Here is an 11,888-nt window from a genome sequence, read left to right on the forward strand (position 1 = left end):
ACCCGCACCGAGCCGAACGGTTCGTCGCCGGAGTCCAGGGCCTCCCCGGCCAGTTCCACGGCCCGGCGCAGGTGCCGCAGGTCGGTCTCGTCCATCGTTCCTCCTCGTGTCCCACCCCGACCGTACACACGGCGGCGGCCGTGCCGCCCGGCGGGCGACACGGCCGTCCGTGACCGGTCAGACCGGGGCCGGCTCGCGGTCCTCCTCCCCGGCGGCCCGGGCCTCGGCGCGGGCCATCGCCCGGTCGTCCACCACCCGGATCACCGTGATCACCGCGATCGCCGCACCCGCCACCGCCAGCCCGGTCAGCAGCTTGGCCGGGTCGCTCACGTCCAGGTCGAAGAACCACCGGCCCACCGGCGTCACCATCGCCAGGGTCAACAGCCCCACCATGGACCCCACCAGCACCACCTTCCACCACACGTACGGCTTGGCGACCAGCAGCAGCACCCACAGGGTGGTCGTGCACAGCGTGATCACCACCGCGGTGCGGTCCGCCGGGTCGGGCACCGTCCGCCCGCCCAGCACCAGCAGGTAGGTGGTCACCGCCGCCAGCCCCGCCACCATGCCCGACGGCACCGCCAGGCGCAGCGTTCGCGCCACGAACCCCGGCCGGGCGATGTCGGTGTTGGGCGCCAGCGCCAGGAAGAACGACGGGATCCCGAACGTCACCGCGTTGATCAGCGTCGCGTGCCGCGGGAAGAACGGGTACGACACCGCCAGCAGCCCCACGATCGTCGCCATCACCATCGTGTACACGGTCTTGGTGAGGAACAGGCTCGCCACCCGCTCGATGTTGCCGATCACCCGGCGCCCCTCGGCCACCACCCGCGGCAGCACCGCGAACCGGTCGTCCAGCAGCACCAGCTGCGCCACCGACCGCGACGCCGGGCTGCCAGAGCCCATCGCCACGCCGATGTCGGCCTCCTTGAGCGCCAGCACGTCGTTGACGCCGTCGCCGGTCATCGCCACCGTGTGCCCGCGGTCGCGCAGCCCCTTGACCATGTCGCGCTTGCGCTCGGGGGTGACCCGGCCGAACGCCGAGTGGTCGTCCACCCGCAGCCCCAGCTCAGCCGGGTCCTCGGGCAGCTCCCGGGCGTCCACCGGCCGGTCCGCGCCGGGCAGCCCCAGCTCCCGGCCCACCGCTCCCACCGACGCGGCGTGGTCGCCGGACACGATCTTGACGTCCACCCCCTGCTCGGCGAAGTAGTCCAGGGTGGGTGCGGCGTCCGCGCGCACCTTCTGGTCCAGTACCACCAGCGCCACCGGCTCCACCTCGCCGGGCGCCTGCGGGTCGTCCACCCGCAGCGACGACCGGCCCAGCAGCAGCACCCGCAGCCCCTGGGCGCCCAGCCGGGCCGCCTCGGCCGCCGCCGGGTGCTCCGGGGCGAGCACGTCGGCCGCGCCCAGCACCCAGTCGACGTCGCCCTGCGGGGTGCGGAACCCCATGCCGCTCCACTTGCGCGCCGACGAGAACGCCGCCTGCGCCGTGGGCTCCCAGTCGGGGGCCCGGTGGCCGCCGGCCTCCAGGCCCTGGGCGATCGCCGCCATGCTGGCGTTGGGGTCGTGGTCGTGGGCGGCCAGCGCGGCCAGCACCCGAGTCGGGGTGGGGGAGCCGGCGGTGCCGTTCCCGGGGCCGTCCGCGGTGCCCTCACCCGTGGGGCCCCCACCCGCCGGGCCGCCGCCCAGGTCGTGGATGCGGGCCATCTTCATGCCGACCTCGGTCAGCGTCCCGGTCTTGTCCGTGCACACCACGTCGACCCGGGCCAGCCCCTCGATCGCGGGCAGCTCCTGCACCAGGCACTGGTACCTGCCCAGCCGGATCACCCCCACCGCGAACGCGATGCTGGTGAGCAGGATGAGCCCCTCGGGAATCATCGACACCAGGGCCGCCACCATGCCGCGCAGCGCGTCCGCCAGCGGACCGGAGATCTGCCCGCCCGCCGTGCCCTCGTCCAGGGTGACGTGGCCGCCCATGAACAGCTGGCTGTAGATCAGCAGCCCACCGATCGGGAACAGGGCGTAGGTGATCCAGGTGAGGATCCGGTTGATGCCCGAACGCAGCTCCGAGTGCACCAGCGAGAACCGGCTCGCCTCCTCGGCCAGCCGCGCCGCGTACGCGTGTCGGCCCACCTTGGTGGCGCTGAACCGGCCGGTGCCCGCCACCACGAAACTCCCCGACATCACCGTGTCGCCCGGCTTCTTGACCACCGGATCGGCCTCACCGGTCAGCAGCGACTCGTCGACCTCCAGGCCGCCCGACCAGGTGACGGTGCCGTCGACCACGATCTGGTCACCGACCCCCACCTCCAGGACCTCGTCCAGGACGATCTCCTGGGCGGACACCCGCACCACCGCGCCCTCACGCACCACCCGCGGCCGGGCCGCGTTGACGATGGCGAGCTTGTCCAGGGTGCGCTTGGCGCGCAGCTCCTGGACGATGCCGATGAGCGTGTTGATGAGGATGACCATCGCGAACAGCCCGTCCTGGACGGGGCCGATCACGGCGATGATCGCGAACAGCACCGCGATCATCGCGTTGATCCGGGTGAACACGTTGCCGCGGATGATCTGCGCGACGGTGCGGCTGGCCCGGACGGGGACGTCGTTGGTCCGCCCCGCGGCGACCCGCTCGGCGACCTGGGACAGGGTCAGTCCGGGTTCCTCCGGCGGCCGGGAGGGGCCGGTCACGGGAGGGGACGGCCGCTCGGGGGCGGCCTCCGCGCCGCCGGGGCGGTCGGGGTTCTCGGGCACACGTGCTCCTGCGGATGACATGGACGGGGTGCGTCCCGGGCGGATCGGCCGGCCGGTCCGGTGGCCGACGGGTCCGGTGGCCGACCGCTCGGTCGGTGGCCGATCGGTGGGCCGGTCGGCCGGCGATCCGGGGACGCCTCAAGGGTGAGGTCTCACGAGTGTGAGGCTCCCAGGGTAAGGAGGGACACAAGACTAGAAGATCCAGGCCGCCGCACGCAGGCGTGCACACTCCCGGGTGGGAGTGGGGGCGGCACCACGGCGGGGCGGGGGATACCGGGACCGTGGTGGGCGTGGGGGTGGCACGCGTCGGGGGCGGGGGTGGCGCGGCCGCCATGGTGCGTGCGGGTGCGGGTGCGGGTGCGGGTGCGGACGCGGATGTGGGTGCGGGCCTCGGGGCGTGGGGTACGGGTCCCGTCCGGGAGTCGCGGTGTACGGTCCGGGTGAGTCCGGGTACCGTGTTCCCACCTCCCGAACGTCCCACCGCGGGGACCGGGAGAGACAGGTAGGTAGAGGTCCATATGTGTACCGTCATCGTCGGTTTCGACCCCGACGCCGACACACCCCTGGTCATCGCCGCCATCCGGGACGAGATGCGCGACCGTCCCTGGGACGGGCCCGGCCACCACTGGCCGGAGCGGCCCGGCCTCGTCGGCGGACGCGACCGCCTGGCGGGGGGCACCTGGCTGGCGGTGGACCCGCACCGGCCCCGCACCGCCGCCCTCCTCAACGGGTGGCCCTGGGACGGCAAGATGCCCTGGGAGGGCACCTACCCGGCCAGCCGCGGCGAACTGCCGCTGCGCGCCCTGTTCCACCCCTCGCGCGACCCGCTCCAGGGCGAGGAGCCCACCCTGTACGCGCCCTTCCACCTGCTGGACGCGGACGCCCACCACGCCGACCTGTACAGCTGGGACGGGCGCTGCCTGGACACCCGGCGGATCCCGGCGGGGGTGAGCATCATCGTCAACACCGGCCTGGACCCGGCCGACCCGCGGGCGGCCCGGCACACGCCCGAGTTCGCGCGCACCCGCCCGGACCCGGACCTGGCGGCGGCCCGCACGCCCAAGGAGGTCTGGGGGGAGTGGCCGCGGCTGATCACCGAGGCGGCCAACGCCGCACCGCGTTCGGCGGGCCTGGACGACACCGGCGACCCGAGCGGCCTCATCGCCCACGCCGACCTGGGCGGCGGCAAGGTGTGGGCGACCGGGTCGGTGACGCTGCTGGCGATGGACCGGGACACGGTCCGCTACGCCTTCACCGCCGACCCGGCCGACCCGGACGCCTGGTCCATGGTGGACACCGCCCTCACCTGACCGGCCGCCCGTTCCCGGTCCCCGACCCGGTGCTCCACCTCCGCACCGCCCGCTCCCGGCCCCCGCGCACTCCGCCGCCGAGCCGTCCGGTTTCGGCGCCCCCGCGCTCCACCCCGGCCGAGGCCCCGTTCCATAACCATCAGCATCCCTGAACATCAGCACTGCTGACGTTCAGGGATGCTGATCATTGGCTTTTCGGCTGCTCAGGCCGCGTCTACGGTGGCTCCCACTTTCAGTAGTGCTGACCTTCAGTGGTGCCGACTATCAGCACTACTGAACATCAGTGGTGCGGAAGGTGGGTCGCTGGTCACCTCCGACGGCCGCCGGCGAGCACCGGCGGTCAGTGGCCGCGGTCGATCCACTCCTGGAGGTGCGGGGCCTCCTCGCCGATCGTCGTGGAGTCGCCGTGGCCGGTGCGCACCACCGTCTCCGGCGGCAGCGTCAGCAGCCGGTCGCGGATCGAGTCGATGATCGTCGGGAAGTCCGAGAACGACCGCCCGGTCGCCCCCGGCCCGCCCCGGAACAGCGTGTCCCCGCTGAACACCGTGCCCAGCCCGGGCGCGTACAGGCACACCGCGCCCGGCGTGTGCCCCGGCGTGTGCAGCACCCGCAGCACGGTCCCCGCCACCGCGATCTCCCGCCCCTCGGCCAGCGACCCGTCCGGCACCCGGTCGGGGTGGGCCATGTCCCACAACACCCGGTCGTCCGGGTGCAGCAGGATCGGCGCGCCCACCGCGTCGGCCAGCGCGGGAGCCGCGTCCACGTGGTCGTTGTGGGCGTGCGTGCACACGATCGCCACCACCCGGCGCCCGCCCACCGCCTTCGCGATCGCGTCGGCGTCGTGCGGGGCGTCCACCACCAGCACCTCGGCGTCGTCGCCGACCAGCCAGACGTTGTTGTCCACCTCCCACTCGCCGCCGTCCAGGGCGAACACCCCGGAGGTGACCAGCTGCTCCACCCGCGCGCCGCTCACAGCACCACCACCGACCTCAGCACCTCGCCGCGTTCCATCCGGGCGAACGCCTCCTCCACCCCGCCCAGCGCGATCCGTTCGCTCACGAACCCGTCCAGGTCCAGCCGCCCCTGCAGGTACAGGTCCACCAGCACGGGGAAGTCCCGCGAGGGCAGGCAGTCGCCGTACCACGACGACTTCAGGGCGCCGCCCCGGCCGAACACGTCCAGCAGCGGCAGGTCCAGCCGCATGTCGGGGGTGGGCACCCCCACCAGCACCACCGTCCCGGCCAGGTCGCGGGCGTAGAAGGCCTGTTCGTAGGTGCGCGGCGTGCCCACCGCCTCGATCACCACGTCGGCCCCGAACCCGCCGGTGAGCTCGCGGATCGCCTGCACCGGGTCGGTCTCGGCGGCGTTCACGGTGTGGTGCGCGCCGAAGTGGCGCGCCCACCGCAGTTTGCGTTCCTCCACGTCCACGGCGATGATCCGGTGCGCCCCGACCAGGTTCGCCCCGGCGATCGCCGCGTTGCCGACGCCGCCGCAGCCGATCACGGCCACCGAGTCGCCGCGGGTGACGCCCCCGGTGTTGATGGCCGCGCCGATCCCGGCCATGACGCCGCAGCCCAGCAGCCCCACCGCGGCGGGGGCGGCCTGCGGGTCCACCTTGGTGCACTGCCCGGCCGCCACCAGGGTCTTGTCGGCGAACGCCCCGATGCCCAGGGCGGGGGACAGCTCGGTGCCGTCCTCCAGGGTCATCTTCTGCTTCGCGTTGTGGGTGTCGAAGCAGTACTGGGGTCGGCCCCGCAGGCAGGCGCGGCACCTGCCGCACACCGCCCGCCAGTTGAGGACCACGAAGTCCCCGGCCTGAAGGTCGGTCACCCCCTCGCCGACCGCCTCCACCACCCCGGCGGCCTCGTGCCCGAGCAGGAACGGGAACTCGTCGTTGATCCCGCCCTCCCGGTAGTGCAGGTCGGTGTGGCACACCCCGCAGGTGCGGACGGCGACCACGGCCTCGCCGGGGCCGGGGTCGGGTACCACGATGGTCGTCAGCTCGACGGGTCGCCCCTGGGCGCGGGCCACCACGCCCCGGACTCGTTGCGGCACGGAGATCGTCTCCTCTCGAACGGTGCGCGTCCCGCGAGCACGCTCGCGGTACCGCCACCCTCGTGCACCGACGGGTCCGTGTCCACCACCCCACCGCGGGGACGTCTCACAACGAGGCGGCCAGCTCCTCCACCTCGCCGGGGTGCGCCTGCCGGATGTGGTCGGCCAGGTCCACCATGCCGACGTCGGGGAAGGGGATGAGGGCCGACCCGTCCTTGTCCCGGGGCAGGAGGGCGTGCAGCACGGCGACGTTCCCGTCGGGGAGGGGGACACGCAGTTCCTCCCATTCCGGTTCGCCGGATCCGTCCTCCTCCCGGAGGAACACGGCGTCTCCGTACTCCTCGCAGGAACGATGACCGACCCCCACCCCACAGCCCTCGAACAGCGGCGAGCGGTCCCCGGGGAGCCGGGGACCCATCGGCGTCCTCGTGGTCATCACCAATCGGAAACCCGCCGACTCGGGTGCGCGCCGCACGGGGGCGTAGTAGATCGAGGCCTTCTCCAGGTCGTGCCCGACGGACACCTGCGCGGCCTCCCAACCGGGGGAGTCCAGCACCGCGATCGGCACGGGGAACGCCGTGACCTCCCGACTCACGGCCTCCCGCCGCCGGTCCAGTTCGGCCTCGGAGGTCCACCACAGGGCCCCCGCGACCAGGGCGTTGACGACCAGGACCGCCCCGAGCGCGCTCGGCAGGCGACGGCCGGAGCGCAGGACGGCCACGCCGGCCAGCGCCACCGGCGGGCACAGCAGGAACAGGAGCACGGGAACGAGCAGGGGCAGCGAGTCCCACCGCGCCCAGGCGAACAGGATCACCGCCGCCCCCGCGAGCACCGCCGCCGTCACCACCGCGGGCGGCCCCCACGGCCGGGGCGCCCCCCGCCACCGCAGAAACCGGTCACAGCCCCAGTGCGCCCCCGCCACCAGCCCCATCGCCGCCACAACACCCTCGAAGGCCACCGGCTCCTCTCCGGGGAACCGGCCGATCACCGCCCACAACAGCAGCAGCGGCGCGGCCACCCCGACCACGGTCGCCTGGACGAAGGCGGCCGGATACACCGCCCGCAGGCCGGGGAACGCACTCATGGAACCTCACCAAGACAGGGGACCGGGACCACGCGGTGTGACGCCCCGCCCCCGCTCCCGGTTCGGGTCCGGTGCACCCACCGGTGACCGGTGCGTTTGCGGTGACCGGTGTGCGGGGCGTACTCAAGGAGCCGACAGGTGTGCGCCCGCCGTCGCGGGGGCGCTCCCTCGACACCCGCCCCCACACCCAGGAGACCGACAGGACATGCCGACACTCTTCGAAGCCGCGACCCTCGGACCGGCCCGGACGGCGAACCGGATCGCCATGGCGCCCATGACCCGCAGCCGGGCCACCCCCGACGGCCACGCCACCGACTCCATGGCCCGGTACTACGGCCAGCGTTCGACGGCGGGCCTGATCGTCACCGAGGGCATCCAGCCCAGCCTCACCGGCCAGGGCTACCCCGACACCCCCGGCCTGCACACCGCCGAGCAGACCGAGAGCTGGAAGCCGGTCGTCAAGGCCGCCCAGGCCGACGGGGCACTGGTCTTCGCCCAGCTGATGCACGCCGGCCGTGTCGGCCACCCGGACGTCCGCGGGATCCGGCCGGTCGGCCCGTCCGCCGTGGCGGCGCCGGGGCAGATCTACACCCCCACCGGCCGCAAGGACCCCGTGGTGCCGCGCGAGCTCACCGCCGAGGAGATCCGCGGGGTCATCGGGGAACACGTCGACGCGGCCCGCAACGCCCTCGCGGCGGGCTTCGACGGCGTCGAGGTGCACGGCGCCAACGGCTACCTCACCCAGCAGTTCCTCTCGACCAGCGCCAACCTGCGCACCGACGCCTGGGGCGGGCCGGTGTCGGGCCGCATCAGGTTCGCGGTCGAACTCATGCGGGCCCTGGCCGAAGCCCTCGGCCCCGGCCGGGCCGCGCTGCGCGTGTCCCCGGCGAGCACCTCCCAGGGCATCGAGGAGGGCGATCCCCTCACCCTGTACACGGCCCTGGCCGAGGAACTGCGGGAGATCCCGCTGGCCTACCTGCACGTCGTCGAGGCCCCCGGCCACCGCGACCTGACCCGCGCGCTGCGCGCGGCCTGGCCGCACACCCTGGTCCTCAACCCCCACCGGGACAAGGAGCCGCTCCCGCCGCACGAGGCGGGCGCCGACGCCCTGACGGACGCCGGGGCCGACCTGGTCTCGTTCGCCTCGGCCTTCCTCGCCAACCCGGACCTCCCGGCCCGCCTGGCCGCCCGGGGCCCGTACAACCGCCCCGACCGCGCCACCTTCTACGGCGGCGACGACCGGGGGTACCTCGACTACCCGCCCCTCACCGCCTGACCCGCCCCGAACGGCGGACCGCGGACCGCCGTCCCGAGGGCTCCGTACGGCACCGCCCGCGCGGAGCCCCGGCGGCGTCGGCGGGGGCCGGTACCGGGAAGGGCCGTCAGGAGCTTCCCGGCTCCCGGACCCGGACTTCTCGGAATCGCGCGCGGGACCGCGCCGGAGCCGCTACGGTGCCCTGGCACCGACCACGGCCCGAGCGATCGGAGAACTCCGCGATGGACCACGTCAACCTCACCGACCACCTCGGCGCACCCCTGGACCGCCCGCTCACCCTCGCCATCGTCGGCGCCGGGGCCCGGGGCTCCAACTACGCGCGCCTGGCCGCCGAACTGGGCCCCGACCGGGTCCGTGTGGTGGCCGTGGCCGAGCCCGATCCCCGGCGGCGCGAGCCCCTGAGGGCCCAGTGGCGGATCCCCGACGAGCGGGCCTTCACCGACTGGTCGGAGCTGGCCGCCCGGCCCCGGATGGCCGACGCGGCCGTCGTGGCCACCCTCGACCCCGACCACCTGGGGGCCGCCACCGCGCTCGCCGGGGCCGGCTACGACCTCCTGCTGGAGAAACCCGTCGCCACCGACGAGGCGGACTGCGAGGCGATCGGCCGGGCGGTGGAGCGGGCCGGGGTGACGGCGGCCGTGTGCCACGTGCTGCGCTACACCCCCTACACCACCGCGCTCAAACGGCTCGTGGACTCCGGGGCGATCGGTGAGGTCGTCAGCGTCGAGCACCTGGAGCCGATCGGCTTCGACCACTTCGCGCACTCCTACGTGCGCGGCAACTGGCGCAACGAGGCCACGTCCGGCTTCAGCCTGCTCACCAAGAGCTGCCACGACGTGGACTGGCTGACCTACCTGGTCGGACGGCCCGCGGTGAAGGTGTCCTCGTTCGGGGGCCTGCACCACTTCCGGCCCGAGCGGCGTCCGGCCGGGGCCGCCGACCGGTGCGTGCACTGCCCCGGGGAGGTCGAGGCCGCCTGTCCGTACTCGGCGGCCCGGATGTACCGCGACGGGCTTCGCGAGGGCAGCGGGTACGGGTTCTTCACCCGGGTGATGGCCGGGGAGCTCACGAGCGAGGCGGTGGAGCGCGAACTCCACCACGGCGACTACGGCCGGTGCGTGTACACGAGCGACAACGACGTCGCCGACCACCAGGTCGTCGGCATCGAGTTCGAGGGCGGCGCCACCGCCTCCTTCACCATGACGGCCTTCACCCCCTTGGAGGACCGCCGCACCAAGGTCTTCGGCACCCGGGGCCAGGTCACCGGCGACGGCCGCCACTTCCACGTGTTCGACTTCCTGACCGGGCGGACCACCTCCACCGACACCTGGGCGCGGGACGGCTCGGGGGCCCTGGGCCACGGCGGCGGCGACGCCGGGCTGATGACGGCGTTCGTGAACGCCCTGTGCCAGGGGCGGCCGGAGCTGATCCGCTCCGGCATCGCCGAGAGCGTCGCCACGCACCGCACGGTGTTCGCCGCCGAGGCCTCCCGGTTGAACGGCACGGTGGTGCACCTGCCGACCCGGGAGGGCTGAGCCGCCCGGTCGGGGATCCGAACGGCGACCCGGACGGAACCGACCGGGGGAAGTGAACTGTGGCCTGCCGGTGAGGTCTACCGCCGTCTCCCCGCCCCGGCGCGATTGGTCCACTCCCCGCCGGTGCGAACCACCCGCACAACAGAACGGAATCCTTCCTGTTCCGGTTCGCCGCCGCCCGGCCACCCCGCCCGTACCGCCGTGCGCAGTGCGCCCACTGGTCCTGTGGGCGGTCCGGTCCCGCCGCCCCACCAGCGGATCCGACGCTTGGTCACGGCCCGCTTACCGGCCGCCCCGGGTGGGAAACTCCTGAAGCAGAGGGACCCCGGGCACCCGCCTCCCGGCGGCTCCGCGCCCGTGGCCCCTCCGACTCCTCGCAGTTCCGAGCGCTCGCCTTCGCCCCGGGCCGGTACCGGCCCGGGACTCCCCCAACGGATTCCCGCTACCCTCCCGGCCTCCGCGGCGCCGGGAAGCGATCCAAGACCGAAGGACCCGCACCATGTCGATCCGCAAGTCCGATACCCCCCGCCCCCAGAAGAAGCACCGGCTCCGCGCAGCGGCGGCACTGGCCGCCGCGACCACCCTGTTCCTGGGACTGATGCCCACCGGGACCGCCAACGCCCACGGCTACATCTCCAACCCGCAGAGCCGGCAGGCGCAGTGCGCCGCGGGCGTCGTCCAGTGCGGCGGGATCCAGTGGGAGCCGCAGAGCGTGGAGGGCCCCAAGGGGCTCATGCGCTGTGACGGCGGCGTCGGCCGCTTCTCCGAGCTGAACAACGACAACCACGGCTGGCGGGTGACCGACGTCAGCCGGGTCCAGACGTTCAACTGGACCATCACGGCCGCCCACTCCACCTCCACCTGGGAGTACTTCATCGGCAACCACCGGGTGGCCGTGTTCAACGACAACGGCGCCCGGCCGCCGTGGTCGTTCAGCCACACCGTGGACCTGTCGGGGTACAGCGGGCGGCACAAGCTGCTGGCCCGGTGGAACGTCGCCGACACGGCCAACGCCTTCTACGTCTGCGTGGACATCAACATCCGCAGCTAGAACCGGTCCCGTGCGAGCGGGACATCCCAGGGCCCGCCCGGCCCGGCGGCGGCGTCGCGAACGCCGTGGAACCCGCCGGGCCGGGCCGGCCCGCCCTCGCGGTCGTCGCCGGCGGCCGAGCCCGGTGCCGGGGTGACCGGCCGCGATCCCGATCCCGACACCGTGCGGTCGGGGGCCACGGATCCGACCCGTCGTCCACTCACCACCGGAGGCGCTCCTGCTACCGGTGGTGCTCCGCATGCAGGGTTCGCGAACCCGGCGGTGTACGCGCCGAATGGCACGGCGGGAGTGGCCGTCGAAGCGGTTCACCCCCGGAAGCGCCGTGTCACCGAACCCCGTCAGGCATGTGCGGCGGCCCGGTCGGACTCGCTGCGCAGGACACAGAACTCGTTGCCCTCGGGGTCGGCGAGCACCGCCCACCCCGAGCCGTCGGGGTTGCGGTGGTCGGCGACGAAGGTGGCGCCCAGACCCAGAAGCCGTTCCACCTCCTGATCCCGCGAGGTCTCAGGGCGCAGACACAGGTGAATCCGGTTTTTGATCGTCTTTGGCTCGGGAACCTGGTTGAAGTGCAGCACCGGACCTTCCGCCAAGAGCACCTGTGTCTCCGGTTCACCGGGCCTGTCCTCTGGATGGAGGGGGCGGCCGGTCACAGCGCTCCAGAACCGCGCCAGTTCGTAGGCGTCCGCACAGTCGATCGCCACATTCTGTACCACCGAGATCATGCGCCCCAGCTTTGCCGATCCGCGCGCCGAACGCCACCTGGTCCCCCTCGCACTTGGCGCACGCGGCTCAGTGCGTGGCGGAGCAGGGCGGGGGAGGGGCG

General features: G+C 73.8%; 9 protein-coding genes and 1 pseudogene. 4 read left to right on the forward strand and 6 right to left on the reverse strand.

Annotation, left to right across the window (positions count from 1 at the left end):
• Together ACJOT3_RS25600 and ACJOT3_RS25605 are read right to left on the reverse strand one after the other, a co-directional pair.
• A pseudogene (locus ACJOT3_RS25600) lies at positions 1–95 on the reverse strand (nucleoside deaminase); the annotation flags it as partial.
• Positions 96–177: 82 nt separating this feature from the next.
• On the reverse strand, positions 178–2,754 hold the full coding sequence (locus ACJOT3_RS25605) for an HAD-IC family P-type ATPase (RefSeq protein ID WP_406975660.1): 2,577 nt from the start codon (positions 2,752–2,754) through the stop codon (positions 178–180).
• A gap of 518 nt (positions 2,755–3,272) precedes the next feature.
• Here ACJOT3_RS25605 and ACJOT3_RS25610 point away from each other — a divergent pair.
• On the forward strand, positions 3,273–4,064 hold the full coding sequence (locus ACJOT3_RS25610; protein ID WP_406975661.1) for an NRDE family protein: 792 nt from the start codon (positions 3,273–3,275) through the stop codon (positions 4,062–4,064).
• A gap of 340 nt (positions 4,065–4,404) precedes the next feature.
• Here ACJOT3_RS25610 and ACJOT3_RS25615 read toward each other — a convergent pair whose 3' ends face one another.
• The 3 genes from ACJOT3_RS25615 to ACJOT3_RS25625 form a co-directional block, all read right to left on the reverse strand.
• Entirely contained in the window at positions 4,405–5,037 is a 633-nt protein-coding gene (locus ACJOT3_RS25615; RefSeq protein WP_406975662.1) for an MBL fold metallo-hydrolase, read from the reverse strand.
• Positions 5,034–6,119, reverse strand: coding sequence for an S-(hydroxymethyl)mycothiol dehydrogenase (locus ACJOT3_RS25620; RefSeq protein WP_406975663.1), 1,086 nt, complete (start codon positions 6,117–6,119; stop codon positions 5,034–5,036). Before ACJOT3_RS25620 ends, ACJOT3_RS25615 begins: the two co-directional genes overlap by 4 nt.
• A gap of 106 nt (positions 6,120–6,225) precedes the next feature.
• Complete coding sequence (locus ACJOT3_RS25625) at positions 6,226–7,203, reverse strand: hypothetical protein (protein WP_406975664.1); 978 nt, start codon at positions 7,201–7,203, stop codon at positions 6,226–6,228.
• Between the two features lie 205 nt (positions 7,204–7,408).
• Between ACJOT3_RS25625 and ACJOT3_RS25630 the strand changes: the two genes are divergently transcribed.
• The 3 genes from ACJOT3_RS25630 (at position 7,409) to ACJOT3_RS25640 (ending at position 11,065) form a co-directional block, all read left to right on the forward strand.
• On the forward strand, positions 7,409–8,479 hold the full coding sequence (locus ACJOT3_RS25630; RefSeq protein ID WP_406975665.1) for an alkene reductase: 1,071 nt from the start codon (positions 7,409–7,411) through the stop codon (positions 8,477–8,479).
• A 221-nt stretch (positions 8,480–8,700) separates the two neighbouring features.
• On the forward strand, positions 8,701–10,014 hold the full coding sequence (locus ACJOT3_RS25635; protein WP_406975666.1) for a Gfo/Idh/MocA family protein: 1,314 nt from the start codon (positions 8,701–8,703) through the stop codon (positions 10,012–10,014).
• Between the two features lie 499 nt (positions 10,015–10,513).
• On the forward strand, positions 10,514–11,065 hold the full coding sequence (locus tag ACJOT3_RS25640; RefSeq protein WP_406975667.1) for a lytic polysaccharide monooxygenase auxiliary activity family 9 protein: 552 nt from the start codon (positions 10,514–10,516) through the stop codon (positions 11,063–11,065).
• 338 nt (positions 11,066–11,403) lie between these two features.
• On the opposite strand, the gene ACJOT3_RS25645 is transcribed toward ACJOT3_RS25640, so the two are convergent.
• Positions 11,404–11,787 (reverse strand): VOC family protein, encoded by a 384-nt coding sequence (locus ACJOT3_RS25645; protein ID WP_406975668.1) that lies wholly within the window; start codon positions 11,785–11,787, stop codon positions 11,404–11,406.
• Between the last annotated feature and the right edge of the window lie 101 nt (positions 11,788–11,888).

The sequence above is a fragment of the Nocardiopsis protaetiae genome (genome assembly GCF_045446735.1).
GTDB lineage: Bacteria > Actinomycetota > Actinomycetes > Streptosporangiales > Streptosporangiaceae > Nocardiopsis > Nocardiopsis protaetiae.